Source organism: Bradyrhizobium sp. LVM 105, from assembly GCF_003957705.1.
GTDB classification, from domain to species: Bacteria; Pseudomonadota; Alphaproteobacteria; order Rhizobiales; family Xanthobacteraceae; genus Bradyrhizobium; species Bradyrhizobium frederickii.
On the sequence record NZ_QZMV01000006.1, the window covers coordinates 274,145 to 288,447 of the forward strand.

Consider the following 14,303-nt stretch of genomic DNA (forward strand, 5'->3'; position numbering starts at 1 on the left):
AAATCAGTTCCGTCGCGGCTGGATCGGGAAATCATAGGCCGCCCCGCCGGCCCCAGGCAGGGAAAAATGCCACCACTCCTTCGAATAGTTCACAAAGCCTTGCCTGGCCATCGCCGCCACCAGCCGCCTGCGCCAGCTGCGTTGTTCCGCCGTGATCGACGGTGCCGCGGTATGGCCCTTCGTGTCGGTGCAGTCGTAGCCGGTCCCCATATCGACGCTGCCTTCGGGCGCGCGCGCTTCGACCGGCGCGGTGCAATCGGCATAGGTCCTCGACGGGTCGTATTTGGCGGAATTGTCAGCCTTGAGATCGACCAGCGTCAGATCGAGCGCCGCGCCGGTGGAATGCTGCGAACGGCTCGCGATGTAACCGAGGCGGAACAGCTCTGTCTTGGGGATCTTGGGATTGTAGCGCCGCTCGGCGGCGGTCTCGTGACCGTTCTGCGACCACTTGACCATGTCGAGGGAGGCCCGTGCCGGCCGGTAGCAGTCGAACATCTTGAGCGAGAGGTTTTGCGCGGCCAGCTCCTGCTGCACCGCCTTCAGCCGCAGCCCGACCTCCCGCTTCACCACGCATTCACCGGCATTGTAGCCGGCCAGCGGCCGGCCGACGAAATTGTTCGAGGTGGCGTAGCGGATGTCCTGGATGATGCTGGGGTCGATGTCGCGCAGATAGACGAAATCGCCGGGCAAGCCCTGCGCCCGCGCCGGCGCGAGCACCGATATGGCAAGCAGCACACCGAGCGCCGCACGCGCCGCGATCCCTGTCCTTGCGGTCATTGCACCGGATCCGAGCTGATCAGAAGTTTCGTGATCGCGGTGTCCGTGTATTTGTTGCCGGCCCAGACGTCGTCGATGATGAATTGCATCCAATGGGCCGTCACCGGCGGCCGCAATGTCAGCAGTTGCGCCGACAGCCTGTCCTCGAGAATGAAGACCTGCGACTCGCCGCCGGAGAACAGCACCCGGATCTGACGAACCCTGTTGTTCTTGGAAAAGATGTCGGAGTTCTTCTGGTAGCCGTTTTGCACATGGATCGATTTGACCCGTCGCGGGGTGTCGAACTCGACCGTGATCCATTCTCCGATGCCGTTGCCGGCTGCACCCTCTACCCAAGCCGTTCCCGTCGAGGCGTCGAACAGGTTCACCGCGCCATATGAATTGCCGAATTGCGGCTTCAGCATCGAGCTGACGCAGTAGGTCTCGAAGCCGCTGCGGGCGCAGCTTTCACCCGCCGCGGACGGACGCGGCGGACGCATCGTCGCGCGCTCCGCGACCGCAGGCTTTGCCGGCGGCTTCACCAGCATGCCTGCCACGCGCGGCGTCGACGGTGCCGCCTCCCAAAGATAGATGCGTCCGCCGAGCGTCTGGTCGTAATAGGCCGGCGTCTGCTCATGCGGCGCCGGTTGGCCGCCATTGTCCGTCGCGGTCAGCGCCAACGCCGCCACGCGCTCGCGTACCTCGACCGCGAGGTCGCCGAGATGCAGCTCGGGCCGCCTCAGCTGCTCGACGAAGATTCGCGTGAACACCGAATTATTTGCGGCATCGTTACTGCCGAGCTGGTCGAGCGCGGTCTGGCCGATCCCGGCCGAATAGAGCGTGAAGATCCCGCGCGCCGGCCGCGCATCCGCGAGCCCCCGCGTATTCCCGATCGAGCGGCCGGCGGCGCGCGGAAACGGATTGTCACGGCAGGCGTCGATGACGACGAAGGCGACCCGCACTGATTTTGCCTGGAGCTCTGCGATCAAGTCGGGCTCGGCGATCGAGGCCCCGCGCACCCGCCCTTCAGCGCCTTCGCTCACAGCCGGAACATCGCTCGGCACCAGGTAGTTCACCCCCGCGATCGCCACACCGTGCCCCGCATAGAACACCGCCGCCGTGTCGCCCGGCTCAAGTCGCGCAGTGAAATCGGCGAGCCGGTCGATCATGCCCTGGCGGCCGAGATTGGTCCCCAGCACGATCTCGAACTGGAGTGCCCGCAGCGCGTCGGCGACGGAGGTCGCGTCATTGGCCGCCTTCTTCAATTGGCGGTCCGGCGGCAAGTTCGGATAGCGGTCGTTGCCGATCACGAGTGCCACGCGCTTCTCCGCCAGCGCCGGGGTCGCCATGCCGACGAGGCACACGGCCGCCAGCGCAGCAACATTGCGCGCCAGTCGATTAAAATACCGCATGCTCGTCATGAGCCGGCCCCTGACCCAACGAAGGGACGAGTCTAGCGCAAAGCGGCAGCCCCGAACACAGGCCGGCGGCGCCCTGTTGCCGGTAAAGCGCCGTGGATAAGTCCGCAGGCCGGATTTGCAGCTTGCCCCACCCCCCATCCCCCCCTATAGCTCTGCTTTTAATGACATCGAAATCGACCTTCGTCCTCGGCCACCGGCATTTGCTGGGCATTGAGGGCCTTTCCGCGGCCGACATCACCGGCCTGCTCGACCTGTCCGAAGAATATGTCGAGCTCAACCGCCAGGTTGACAAGAAGCGCACCGTCCTGCGGGGACGGACGCAGGTGAACCTCTTCTTCGAGGCCTCCACCCGGACCCAATCCTCGTTCGAGCTCGCGGGAAAGCGGCTCGGCGCGGACGTCATGAACATGTCGGTCTCCTCCTCGTCGATGAAGAAGGGCGAGACCCTGATCGACACCGCGATGACGCTGAACGCGATGCATCCGGACATCCTGGTGATGCGCCATCACGCCTCCGGCGCGGTGGAACTGCTGGCACGCAAGGTTGACGGTTCCGTGATCAATGCCGGCGACGGCGCCCATGAGCATCCGACCCAGGCCCTGCTCGACGCGCTCACCATCCGCCGCAACAAGGGCCGGATCGAAGGGCTGGTGGTCGCGATCTGCGGCGACGTGCTGCATTCGCGCGTCGCCCGCTCCAACATCATCCTGCTCAACACGATGGGCGCCCGCGTCCGCGTGGTCGGCCCCACCACGCTGCTGCCGCCCGGCATCGAGCGGATGGGCGTCGAGGTCGCCCGCGACATGCGCGAGGGGCTCAACGGCGCGGACATCGTCATGATGCTGCGGCTGCAGCGCGAGCGCATGAACGGCTCCTTCGTGCCGTCGTCGTCGGAATATTTCCATTATTTCGGGCTCGACCAGAAGAAACTCGCCTACGCCAAGCCGGACGCGCTCGTGATGCATCCCGGCCCGATGAACCGCGGCGTCGAGATCGACTCGATCGTGGCCGACGGCGCGCAGTCCCTGATCCGCGAACAGGTGGAGATGGGCGTCGCGGTGCGCATGGCGGTGCTGGAAGCGCTCGCCCGTAACCTGCCGAACGCGTGATGCCGATGCTGATCGATCGCCGCCCCATCCTGCTCGCCAACGCCCGCGTCGTCGATCCCTCCAGGGATTTCGACGGTGTCGGCGACGTCCTGATCGCCGACGGCACCATCCGCGAGACCCGCCGCGGCATTGGCGCGGCCGGCGTCCCCGAGGGTACCGACATCGTCAATTGCGCCGGCAAGATCGTCGCACCCGGCCTGGTCGACATGCGCGCCTTCGTCGGCGAGCCCGGCTTCAGCCATCGCGAGACCTTTGCCACCGCGAGCCAGGCGGCCGCGACCGGCGGCATCACCACCATCATCTGCCAGCCCGACACCTCGCCGGTGATCGACAATTCGGCGACCGTCGATTTCGTGATGCGCCGCGCCCGCGACACCGCGATCGTCAACATCCAGCCGATGGCGGCACTCACCAAGGGCATGCTCGGCCAGGAGATGACCGAGTTCGGCCTGCTCAAGGCCGCGGGCGCCGTCGCTTTCAGCGATGCCGCCAGAAGCGTGACCAATGCGCAGGTGATGCGCCGCGCGCTGACCTACGCGCGCGATTTCGATGCGCTGATCGTGCACTTCACCGAGGACCCCGATCTCGTCGGCGAAGGCGTGATGAACGAAGGCGAGTTCGCCTCGCGCCTCGGCCTGATGGGTATCCCGAATGCCGCCGAGGCCGTCATGCTCGAACGCGATATGCGCCTCGTCGCACTGACCGGGGGCCGCTATCACGCGGCTTCGCTGAGCTGCATCGACTCCCTCGACATCCTCCAGCGTGCCCGCGACGCCGGGCTCGCCGTCAGCGCCTCGGTCTCGATCAACCATCTGGCGCTGAACGAGAACGACATAGGCCCCTACCGGTCGTTTCTGAAGCTGTCGCCCCCGCTGCGCAGCGAGGACGACCGCCGGGCACTGGTGGCCGCGGTGGCCTCCGGTCTGCTCGACGTCATCATGTCCGACCACAATCCGCAGGACGTCGAGGTCAAGCGCCTGCCGTTCGCTGAAGCCGCGCCCGGCGCCGTCGGTCTCGAGACCATGCTGCCCGCCGGTCTCCGCCTCGTGCACAATGGCGAGCTGGACCTGAAGACGTTGATCCGGGCGATGTCGACCCGTCCGGCCGAGCTGCTCGGCCTGCCTGGCGGAACCCTGCGCGTCGGCAGCCCGGCCGACGTCATCGTGATCGACCCCGATGTGCCCTGGGTGGTCGATCCCGCCGACCTCAAATCGCCCTGCAAGAACACCCCGTTCGACGAGGCCCGCTTTACCGGCCGCGTAGTGCGCACCATCGTCGGCGGCCGGACGGTGTACGAACATGTCTGACGTCCGCGATCCCGCGACATTGAAATCCAGTCTTCGGAGAGGCCGCCATGGGGCTTGAAGCATTTCTGCCGGTGGCCTTCGTCATCGGCTACCTGCTCGGCTCGATTCCGTTCGGCCTGGTTCTGACCAGGCTCGCCGGCACCCAGGATATCCGCGCGATCGGCTCCGGCAGCATCGGCGCCACCAATGTGCTGCGCACCGGGCGCAAGAGCCTTGCCGCCGGCACCCTGCTGCTCGACGCGCTCAAGGGCACCGTGGCCGTCTTGATCGCCGGCTATATCGCAGGGCCCAACGCCGCCATGATGGCCGGGCTCGGCGCCTTCCTCGGCCATCTCTTCCCGGTCTGGCTCAAGTTCAAAGGCGGCAAGGGCGTCGCGACCTACATCGGCGTCCTGCTTGGCTTGTTCTGGCCCGGCATGGTGGTGTTCTGCCTGCTCTGGCTGGCGACCGCCTTCACCACCCGCTACTCCTCGCTGTCGGCACTGGTGGCGGCGTTCATCACGCCGATCTTCCTGTGGTGGTTCGGCCACCTCGCGCTCGCAGCATTGTTCGCGGTGCTGACGCTGCTTCTGTTCTACGCGCATCGCGAGAACATCAAGCGGTTGCAAGCCGGCAAGGAAAGCCGGATTGGCGAGAAGGCCTGAATCCGGAAAAAGTACGGATATCGCCGCACATCCTTCGCATTATATGCCAAATCCTGTTCGCAACTCCCGCACCGCTCGGTGCAGACAGTAGCGAACGGGTTCCATGCCTGTCATCCTGACACAGGAAACGGCGTTAGGCGGTTGCTCAGAATGAGCGAGATGATTGTCGGCGCGCATGACGGGGTTGGTTCGCTCAGTGCTTCCGGCAGCGCGGCGAGCCGGCTGCTGTCGGCGACCAATATCTGGTCCGACGCGCCGCCGCCGGCCTCCGCGCCCGTTTCGCCGCAAGTGGCGCAGCCTGAGCCCGCCGCGCAAGCGAGCGCGCCGCGCGACGTCGTGGTTACCAAGGCTGCACCGGTCGCGCTCCCGCAGGCGCGTTCCGGCCAATGGCCGCCGCGACGATTGTCGCTGGCGCTGCAGAGCGGCGGCACCTTTGCCGCCTTCACATGGGGCGTGCTGGAGCGGCTGCTGGAAGAGCCGATCGAGATCGACACCATCAGCGGCGCCAGTGCCGGCGCCATCAATGCGCTGCTGCTCGCTTGCGGTCTTGCCGAAGGCGGCCGTGAAGGCGCCCGCAGCCGGCTGAACCGGTTCTGGGCCCGGCTGATGCACGAGGCCTCGTTCCGCTCGCTGATGCTGCTCGGAGGTTTCTCGCCGGCGGGAAGCTCGGTCGCGTTCGGCCCGACGCTGCGCTCGGGCCAGTTCGATCCGTTCGATCTCGATCCGCTGCGGCTGGCGCTGTCGCGCGACATTGATTTCACGGCGCTGCAAGATCCAAGAGCACCAAAGCTGCTGATCGCGGCGACGCGGATCCGCGACGGCCAGCAGCAGATCTTCCGCAACGACGCCGTCACCGCCGACGTCGCGCTGGCCTCGACCTGCCCGCCGCTGGTTCACTGCGCCGTCGAGATCGACGGAGAGGCCTATTGGGACGGCGGCATCGGCGGCAATCCGCCGCTGCTGCGGCTGGTACAGCAGACGACGACGTCCGACGTCCTGCTCGTCCAGGTCACGCCGGCGCGCGACAGCTATGTGCCGATCACCCTCGCGGCGATCGACCGCCGGCTCGACCAGATCGCGGCCAACGCCGCGCTCAATGCCGAGATCGCGGCGATCGCATGGGCGCAGTCCCACGCAGCCTCTTCGCTGCGGCTCACCAGGATCGCGGCGGAAGACTCCGTTGACGGCCTGGCGCAGCGTTCATCGACCGATCTCGGCCGCGGCTTCATCCGGCTGCTGCACCGGAGCGGTCGCGCGGCCGCCGAGCGCTGGCTCGGACACGATGCGGTCGGGACCGAGGCCCCAAGCGTCTTGCCCGCTGCCGAGCCCGCGCTGCTCTGATTTGCGCCTCAGGCGTCCGAACCAGACGCGGCCCGGGGTAGCGGCTCGATTGCCATGCGATAGCCGACGAGGCGCGCCACGGGCGCAAGCGTCGCGAACAGCAGCTTCTGAAGCCAGATCGGCACGCCCGCGAGATAGAGGTGATCGCGATAGGTGTGGAGCACCAGTGCAATCAGGAGAAAGTTCGGATCGCCCGCGCTGGAGAACCACGCAGGTTGCTTCGCCGTGAGCGTTGCGAAATTGGCGAAGAAGCGCAGATGCTGCTGCGCCGGCATGAACGAGACCTCGAACTCGGCGTTACCGTCGCCCGCATTGGAGAAATAATGCGGTCTGCCGCGTGGCACGGTCACGCTGCCGCCGGCGTCCACCAACTGCTCACGCCCGTCGATGACGAACTTGATGCGTCCACTCTTCACTGCAAAGTGCTCGTCCGCGCCGGGATGCACGTGCACGAGCGCGTTGCCGCCGCCAGAGCCGCCCTTTTCGAGGATCACACCGAAACGTGCGACGTCACGGTTGTCGAGCAGTCCGGAGAAGACGAACGTCTCCTTGTTGAAGGCATTGCGCAGCCGGGTGCCGCGGGCGAACTCTGTCGACATGTTTGCGTCTCCTTGCGAAGTCTGGAGACGCTGGTAGCGGCCTAGGCAACGAACGTATTGTAAAAATCCGACGAGGCGAGTTCGTCATTCCACCCCTGCCATCTGTCGGCCGCAACACGCCGGCAGAAAACCTCCGGCGAGCTTCCTGCGAAAGTGCGAAAGTCGCGGATCAGATGCGCTTGGTCGGTGAATCCGCACGCATGCGCGACATCGGCCCAATCGGCGCCGGACCGGCGCGCGGCGATCGCCTGCAGCATCCGCTCGATCCGTGCGAACCGCTTCGCGCACACACCGGTCTCGGTCTTGAAGCGACGCTGAAGGCTGCGTTCGCCGACATCGAGGCAATCGGCGAGCCCGCGCATCGAGATCGCCGGATTCCGCCTGATAGCCCGCATCGCCCGTGCAACCAGCGGATCGAGCCGTGACGGCCTCCGCCTCTGCTCGAGAAAGCCCTGCATGCAAGTCACGCGCGCAGCCGCGCTGCCAGCCCCGGCGAGGCGTTCTTCAAGACATGCAGCAGCGTTGTCGCCGAAGATGTCTGAGATTTCGACGCTGGCATCGAGCAGCTCGGCAGGCTTGACCCCGAGGACGCGATCGGCCGCCTCGGGCTTCAACCGCACCAGCACGACACCGACCGGACCACTCGGCTTCAGCGCCGCCGCGCGCGTGTGCATGCCTTTGACGGTGCGCTTGTAGACTCCGCGTTGCGAGGCCATTGGCGATCGATAGTGCACGATCAGCACCGGCGACGTCGCCGGTAGCACCTTGATCGTTCGCGCGCAGGCGGTCGCGGCATCCGCGAGATCGACGTCACAAAGCGTCTCGACGATCTCGCCGAGACTTTCGCGCGCAGCGAAGAATTGCGGGCCGCGCGGACCCTGTCGGTGTGGAAGAGCCATGAATTCAGTTGGTCGTCCGAGCGGCAGCGCAGTTGCCTCCGCCGCGTTTATAAACAGTTGAAGCGCACGCTCACGCCCGCGCCAGCGCCAGCGCGTTCTCCAGGAACCAGGCCGTCGCGAGCGCGCGGGCGTCGTTGCCGAAACGTGCGATCACCTGCACGCCGATCGGCAGGCCGCCGACTTTCAGCACCGGCACGTTGACGCAAGGGTTGCCCATCAGCGTCCAGAGCCGGTTGTAGCGGGGATCGCCTGTGGTCGCGAGCTCCTTGGCCGGCGCGGTGCCCGGCGCCGAATAGGTCAAGAGCACGTCGACGCCCTCGAACAATTCGCCGAGCTCGCGGCGGCCGCGACGGCTGATCCGGCGCGCCTCGTCATATTCCTTCGGCGTCAGATGGGCCGTCGCGTCGAGGCTTGCCCGCAGCATCGGCGCGATCTCGTCGTGACGTTCGGAAAATTCCCAGGCCAGCGCCCGATGCGCCTCGAAATCCTGAATGACAGGGTGGATGCGCCAGGCCTCCTGCACCGCCTCGGGCAGATCGATGGTCTGCACGCTGGCACCGGCGTGCTCGGCCGCCTTGATGGCAGCTTGCAGCCCCTGCTCGGCCGCCGGCTCCACGGCGCCCGCGAATTCCTGCCTGACCACGCCGATCCGCGGCGATTTCGCCGCGACGATGCCGGAGAACTCCGTGCGCCCCGTCATCGCGAGCAGCCCACGCGCGAGATCCTCGGCGCGCGCGCCGAACAGGCCGACGGTGTCGAGCGCCCACGAGTAGCACTTCACACCGACCGTCGGCAGCATCCGGAACGACGGCTTGATCGCGGCCGTCCCGCAATAGGCGGCGGGCCGGATCACCGAGCCGCCGGTCTGGGTGCCCAGCGCCAGCGGGATCATGCCGGCGCCGACGGCTGCCGCCGAGCCCGCGGAGGAGCCGCCCGGCGAATGACCGGGATTGTGCGGATTGAGCGTCGGCGTCGGATCGCGCGAGGCGAACGCGGTCGTGGTGGTCTTGCCGATGATGGTGGCCCCTGCCCGCTTCAGCATCATCACCACAGGCGCGTCAGCGCGCGGCTGCCAGCCCCGATAAATCTCCGAGCCCATCTCGGTCGGCATGTTGGCGGTGTCGATGATGTCCTTGATGCCGACCGCGATGCCGCGCAGCGGCCCGGAAGCCTGCGCTGTTGCCGACTTGTCGTGGCGGACAAAGGCGCGGACGTCCTTCTCCCGCGCCTCGATCGCCGCATGCGATTGGGCGATGGCGGCATCGGGCGACAACTCGCCGGCTTCGATGCGGTGCTGGAGGTCGGCAAGTGAGATCATGGCAAAATCCTTCTTATTGGCATCGCTTTTAACATCGGGGCGAGGCCACGCAAGCGCACGTCGCTGTTGCGCAACGCCCTCAGGTTGTTCCATGCTGGGGCTACAAGGAGCCGCCGTGGACGCCATCAATCCGAGCGTGGAGCTGACCGAGGCTGAGCGGATCGACCGCCTGCGGCTGATCCGCTCCGACAACGTGGGCCCGCGCACCTTCCGCTCGCTGGTCGACCATTTCGGCAGCGCGCGCGCCGCGCTGGAGCGGCTGCCCGATCTCGCGCGCCGCGGCGGTGCGCAGCGATCGGGCCGCATCTGTAGCGCCGATGAAGCCAAGGCCGAGCTGGCCGCGAGCCGCAAATTCGGCATCGCCTGGCGCGCGCCCGGCGAGGACGGCTATCCGGCCCGGCTGGCGATGATCGACGACGCACCGCCGCTGCTCGCCGTGCGTGGCGATACGAAAACCCTGATGCGGCCGATGATCGCCATCGTCGGCTCGCGCAATGCTTCCGGCGCCGGGCTGAAATTCGCGGGCCTGCTCGCGCGTGAGCTTGGCGAGGCCGGCTTCGCCGTCATCTCCGGCCTCGCCCGCGGCGTCGATCAGGCCGCGCATCGCGCCAGCGTCGAGACCGGCACCGTCGCCGTGCTCGCCGGTGGCCACGATTGCATCTACCCGCCCGAGCATGGCGACCTGCTCACGGCGATGCTCGACCACGAAGGCGCTGCGATCTCCGAGATGCCGCTCGGCCATGAGCCGCGAGCCCGCGACTTCCCGCGCCGTAACCGGCTGATCTCGGGCGCGTCGCTCGGCGTCGTCGTGGTGGAAGCGGCGCACCGCTCGGGCTCGCTGATCACCGCGCGCATGGCGGCCGAACAGGGCCGCGAGGTGTTCGCGGTGCCGGGCTCCCCGCTCGATCCGCGCGCCGCCGGCGCCAACGACCTGATCAAGCAGGGCGCGACCCTTGTCACCGAAGCCGCCGACATCGTCAACGCGGTGCAGCCGATCATGGAGCGGCCGTTAATGCCTGCGGGCGAGCCCGACAGCGAGCCGTTCGAGAGCGATCCGCAAGGCCACGACCGCGACCAGATCACCGGCCTGCTCGGTCCGGCGCCGGTCTCGATCGACGATCTCGTGCGGATGTCCGGCGCCTCGCCCGCGATCGTGCGCACGGTGCTGCTGGAGCTGGAGCTGGCCGGAAAGCTCGAACGCCACGGCGGCGGCTTGGTGTCGCTGCTGTAGAGCCGTGCCTCGAACTCCCATTCACTGAGGGTACGTCATTCCGGGGCACGACGAAGTCGCGAGCCCGGAATGACCGAGAAGATCGTCGGATGTGCGCTATAGCGCACCGGCAATGTTGAACCCGTCATCCTGAGGCGCGAATGGCGCGATGCGGAGCAGCGGCCGGGATGCAGCCGGGCCGTCGTCCTTCGAGGCTCGCCCTGCGTTGCAGGACGAGCACCTCAGGATGACGGTGACAGACTTAGCTAGCCGTTATTGCGCCGATCGAATCGCGTACGTGCAGCCTCGATCTGCGTCAGGTGGTCCATCGCCCACTCCCCAAGCGCCTTCACCGGCTCCGACAGCCCTCGGCCGAGATCGGTCAGCTCATAGTCCACGCGCGGCGGAATCGTCGGAAAGATCGTGCGCGTCACCAGGCCGTCACGCTCCAGCCCACGCAGTGTCAGGGTCAGCATCCGCTGCGAGATGCCGTTGATCATGCGCTTCAGCTCGTTGAAGCGCTTCGGCCCGTCGCCGAGCATCATGATCACCAACACGCTCCATTTGTCGCCGACACGGGACAGCACGGAGGCCACGCCGCGACAGTCGGCATGATCAGGATCCGGCCGCGGCGAGGCGGTCAAATCGATGTGCGCAGGTTTCAAAGATGTGCCCATGGCCCAAAAAAGTGCGTTCTTGCGGGAGTTTCGATAGTCACTCATGTAGTCCTGGTTACAAACTTATACCATCGGTGACCCCAAAATGAAACTTCTCCATCTCGACTCCAGCGTCCTCGGCCCCCACTCGGTCTCCCGGCAGGTCTCCGCCGCCATCGTCAATCGGCTGCGCCAGGCAACGCCCTCGCTCGAAGTGGTCTATCGCGACCTGACCCAGGCCCCGCTTGCCCACCTCTCCGGCTCTCATCTCGCCGCCGCGCAAGGTGCGCCCGCGCCGGCGGAACTCGGACCCGACCTTGCCGCTGGCGCTGCCGCGCTCGACGAGTTTCTTTCTGCCGACATCGTTGTGATCGGCGCGCCCATGTACAATTTTACGATTCCCAGCCAGCTCAAGGCCTGGATCGACCGCATCGCCGTGAGGGGCAAGACGTTCAGCTACGGCCCTAACGGACCGCAGGGCCTCGCCGGCGGCAAACGTGTGATCATCGCGATCTCGCGCGGTGGCTATTACGGCGCGGGCTCGCCCGCCGCGGCGCTGGAGCACCTGGAAACGTACTTGCGCAGCGTGTTCGGGTTCATCGGGATCAATCCCGAATTCATCGTCGCCGACGGCATCCAGGTCGGGCCGGAGCATCGCGAGAAGGCGCTGGCCGACGCACTCCACGCCGCCGCAAGCCTGCGCGCCGCCTGAGGTCGCAAGACGCAGGATTCGGCCGGCGCAATTGCGGACGCGGCGCCGGCCGATTCAGATTGTGGCCGATTTGATCAGCCGCGATAGATCGGCGCGCCGCTTGGAGAGGCCACCGCGCCGCCGTCGACGAAGATCTCCTGGCCCTGCACATGCGCGGCATCGTCGGAGGCGAGGAACAGCACCGTCTTCGCTACGTGATCGGTCTCGCCGATGCGGCCGAGCGGCGTCGACAGCGCGATCCGCTTCTCGAACGCCTTCTCGGCTTCCGGTGTCGCGGTCGCAGGCCCCCAGATCGGCGTGCGGGTCGCGCCGGGCGCCACGACATTGACGCGAATGCCGCGTGGCGACAGCTCCGAGGCCATGATCCGCGCCATCGCCCGCACGCCGGCCTTCGCGGCGCCGTAGGCCGCGTAACCGGGAATGCCGAGCACCGAGATCACCGAGCCGTTGAGGACGATCGAGGCGTTGTCGTTGAGATGGGGCAGCGCCGACTGCACCGTGAAGAACACGCCGGTCAGGTTGGTGCTGATGACCCTCTCGAACACGTCAAGCGTGGCCGAACCCAGCGGCGTGCCGCCGGCGATGCCGGCATTGGCGAACACGATGTCGAACTTGCCGAACTTTTCGGCGCCCTGCCTGATCGCGGCTTCGGTCGCGGCGATGTCGGTGGCATCGGCGGCGAGCGCGAGCGCGTTCGGCCCGAGCTGCTTCGCCGCACTCTCCAGCGTCTCCTTGTTGCGCCCGGTGATCACCACCTTGGCGCCTTCGGCCACGAACAGTCTTGCGGTCGCAAGGCCGATGCCGCTATTGCCGCCGGTGATCAGGGCCGTCTTGTTCGTCAGTCTCACGCTCGCCTCCATTGGTTGCATCATAAAACTAGATTGCGATCTAGGGCACATGGTTTTATGATGCAACCACACAAGCGCGTGATCGGCGTTTGGATCGTGCGAACGCGACAGGACCGGAACGATGGTGAAACGAACGAGCTTCGAGGGCGATTCCTGCCCGATCGCGCGCTCATTGGAGGCGATCGGCGATTGGTGGTCGCTGCTGATCATCCGCGAGGCGCTGTTCGGCCTGCGCCGTTTCGGCGAGTTTCAGAGCAAGCTCGGCATGGCCAAGAACATCCTGTCCGTGCGGCTGCGTTCACTGGTCGATCACGGCATTCTGGCCACCGCCGCCGCCTCCGACGGCAGCGCGTATCAAGAATATGTGCTGACGCCGAAGGGCCGCGGCACCTTCCCGATCCTGGTGGCGCTGCGGCAATGGAGCGAGGAGTTCGACGACCACCCCGAGGAGATCGCGACCATCTTGGTGGATCGCGAGAAGGGCCGCCCGGTGAAGAAGCTGGAAATGCGCGCGGAGGATGGGCGCCTGCTCAGTCCCGCCGACACCACGCTGAAGCCGCGGCCGGCGCGACGGCGGTCGGCCTGATTGCGGCGACGAGCTGCCGCCACACCGTCAATGCCAGCGGGGCGAACTCTGGCTAGCATCCGACCAGGGTAGCCCTGCGAACCATTTTCAGGCGATCGGCGCGTTGGCGCCGGCCGAACTCTGCCTCGTAGTTCAGATCATAAACGCAGCCGACCTTCATGGCGGCAAAGTCTGCATTCCGCTCGATCGTGTAATGACCGGAAGGCTCCGTCTTGAGATGGACGCGACCGGGCTCGAACCAAGCTTGATCGACGCCGCGATAGATCACCCGATCGGTCCAGCCGACGGTCGCAAACCAAAGGATCAAGCCTCCGATCAATGCCACCATGATCACGAGGCCACGAACATCGTTGCGGAGCTTGTCCGCAAGGCTCGAGGGATTGAAGGCGTTCTTCACATTGGCTTTGTCGTCGGTAGAACGCGATAGTTCACGCCAAACCATCCAGCCTTGTCATGACAGCTTGCGCTTGCTCCGCAGCCTCAAGTGCTCGTCGGCCTCGAGCTTGGTCATGCCCAACAGATAATGCAGCACGGCGAGCTTGTGCCGCTCGGCGAGCTTGCGTAGCGCCCCGACCTGCTCGGCGATGAAGGCGACGGCCTCGTCCGCGCCGCCCTCCCCCGGTTCCTCGTGACGCGAGCCTCGCGGCGCGCCGACAGCGGCGCGTGCCCGTTTCTTTCCCGGCCTAGTCACCAGACCCCACCCGAATCTATGCTCCACGCGACATTACGCCGACATCGGCCGCAACTCCAAGGTGGTGTTTTACAACTTTTTCGATATGAAACTTTTCCCATTCGGCGGGCCTTCGACACCCGTCGATTTGACAGCGGAGGCCTCACCACCCATGTTCGGGTCGAAACGGCCGACCCGAATCCTTTCGTTTTCGGCCTCAGATTTTC

Annotated in this window: 16 protein-coding genes; 7 read left to right on the forward strand and 9 right to left on the reverse strand. The window is 66.3% G+C overall.

What is annotated here, in order from left to right; all coding sequences use genetic code 11:
• Positions 1-3 precede the first annotated feature (3 nt).
• Both D6B98_RS19595 and D6B98_RS19600 read right to left on the reverse strand, forming a co-directional pair.
• Positions 4-777: a M15 family metallopeptidase gene (locus D6B98_RS19595; RefSeq protein ID WP_126258574.1), complete on the reverse strand. Its 774-nt coding sequence runs from the start codon at positions 775-777 to the stop codon at positions 4-6.
• Complete coding sequence (locus D6B98_RS19600; protein WP_164718720.1) at positions 774-2,177, reverse strand: caspase family protein; 1,404 nt, start codon at positions 2,175-2,177, stop codon at positions 774-776. The genes D6B98_RS19595 and D6B98_RS19600 overlap by 4 nt, the downstream gene beginning before the upstream one ends.
• Before the next feature lie 161 nt (positions 2,178-2,338).
• Between D6B98_RS19600 and D6B98_RS19605 the strand changes: the two genes are divergently transcribed.
• The 4 genes from D6B98_RS19605 to D6B98_RS19620 all read left to right on the forward strand — a co-directional run bounded on the left by D6B98_RS19605 (position 2,339) and on the right by D6B98_RS19620 (position 6,578).
• Positions 2,339-3,286 (forward strand): aspartate carbamoyltransferase catalytic subunit, encoded by a 948-nt coding sequence (locus D6B98_RS19605; protein ID WP_028135931.1) that lies wholly within the window; start codon positions 2,339-2,341, stop codon positions 3,284-3,286.
• Positions 3,287-3,291: 5 nt separating this feature from the next.
• Complete coding sequence (locus D6B98_RS19610; protein ID WP_164718740.1) at positions 3,292-4,593, forward strand: dihydroorotase; 1,302 nt, start codon at positions 3,292-3,294, stop codon at positions 4,591-4,593.
• Positions 4,594-4,640: 47 nt separating this feature from the next.
• Positions 4,641-5,237, forward strand: coding sequence for a glycerol-3-phosphate 1-O-acyltransferase PlsY (plsY, locus tag D6B98_RS19615; RefSeq protein ID WP_126258577.1), 597 nt, complete (start codon positions 4,641-4,643; stop codon positions 5,235-5,237).
• Positions 5,238-5,387: 150 nt separating this feature from the next.
• The gene (locus D6B98_RS19620) at positions 5,388-6,578 is read left to right on the forward strand and encodes a patatin-like phospholipase family protein (protein ID WP_164718721.1); all 1,191 of its coding nucleotides are present in this window, start codon (positions 5,388-5,390) and stop codon (positions 6,576-6,578) included.
• A gap of 8 nt (positions 6,579-6,586) precedes the next feature.
• Here D6B98_RS19620 and D6B98_RS19625 read toward each other — a convergent pair whose 3' ends face one another.
• From D6B98_RS19625 to D6B98_RS19635, 3 genes are all read right to left on the reverse strand, one after another.
• A complete protein-coding gene (locus tag D6B98_RS19625; protein ID WP_126258579.1) occupies positions 6,587-7,177 on the reverse strand; it encodes a cupin domain-containing protein in 591 nt (196 codons plus the stop codon).
• A gap of 41 nt (positions 7,178-7,218) precedes the next feature.
• Complete coding sequence (locus D6B98_RS19630; RefSeq protein WP_126258580.1) at positions 7,219-8,076, reverse strand: helix-turn-helix domain-containing protein; 858 nt, start codon at positions 8,074-8,076, stop codon at positions 7,219-7,221.
• Between the two features lie 70 nt (positions 8,077-8,146).
• On the reverse strand, positions 8,147-9,394 hold the full coding sequence (locus D6B98_RS19635; protein ID WP_126258581.1) for an amidase: 1,248 nt from the start codon (positions 9,392-9,394) through the stop codon (positions 8,147-8,149).
• Between the two features lie 91 nt (positions 9,395-9,485).
• Between D6B98_RS19635 and dprA the strand changes: the two genes are divergently transcribed.
• Positions 9,486-10,625: a DNA-processing protein DprA gene (dprA, locus tag D6B98_RS19640; RefSeq protein ID WP_126258582.1), complete on the forward strand. Its 1,140-nt coding sequence runs from the start codon at positions 9,486-9,488 to the stop codon at positions 10,623-10,625.
• A gap of 245 nt (positions 10,626-10,870) precedes the next feature.
• On the opposite strand, the gene D6B98_RS19645 is transcribed toward dprA, so the two are convergent.
• Positions 10,871-11,281, reverse strand: coding sequence for a winged helix-turn-helix transcriptional regulator (locus D6B98_RS19645; protein ID WP_126258583.1), 411 nt, complete (start codon positions 11,279-11,281; stop codon positions 10,871-10,873).
• An 85-nt stretch (positions 11,282-11,366) separates the two neighbouring features.
• Between D6B98_RS19645 and D6B98_RS19650 the strand changes: the two genes are divergently transcribed.
• A complete protein-coding gene (locus D6B98_RS19650) occupies positions 11,367-11,972 on the forward strand; it encodes an FMN-dependent NADH-azoreductase (RefSeq protein ID WP_126258584.1) in 606 nt (201 codons plus the stop codon).
• 74 nt (positions 11,973-12,046) lie between these two features.
• Here the strand turns inward: D6B98_RS19650 and D6B98_RS19655 are convergent, their stop codons facing one another.
• Entirely contained in the window at positions 12,047-12,820 is a 774-nt protein-coding gene (locus D6B98_RS19655; RefSeq protein ID WP_164718722.1) for an SDR family oxidoreductase, read from the reverse strand.
• A gap of 121 nt (positions 12,821-12,941) precedes the next feature.
• On the opposite strand from D6B98_RS19655, the gene D6B98_RS19660 reads away from it, so the two are divergent.
• Positions 12,942-13,406 (forward strand): winged helix-turn-helix transcriptional regulator, encoded by a 465-nt coding sequence (locus tag D6B98_RS19660; RefSeq protein WP_126258586.1) that lies wholly within the window; start codon positions 12,942-12,944, stop codon positions 13,404-13,406.
• Positions 13,407-13,458: 52 nt separating this feature from the next.
• Here the strand turns inward: D6B98_RS19660 and D6B98_RS19665 are convergent, their stop codons facing one another.
• Both D6B98_RS19665 and D6B98_RS19670 read right to left on the reverse strand, forming a co-directional pair.
• Entirely contained in the window at positions 13,459-13,734 is a 276-nt protein-coding gene (locus tag D6B98_RS19665; RefSeq protein WP_126258587.1) for a hypothetical protein, read from the reverse strand.
• A gap of 123 nt (positions 13,735-13,857) precedes the next feature.
• On the reverse strand, positions 13,858-14,097 hold the full coding sequence (locus D6B98_RS19670) for a hypothetical protein (protein ID WP_126258588.1): 240 nt from the start codon (positions 14,095-14,097) through the stop codon (positions 13,858-13,860).
• Positions 14,098-14,303: the final 206 nt, after the last annotated feature.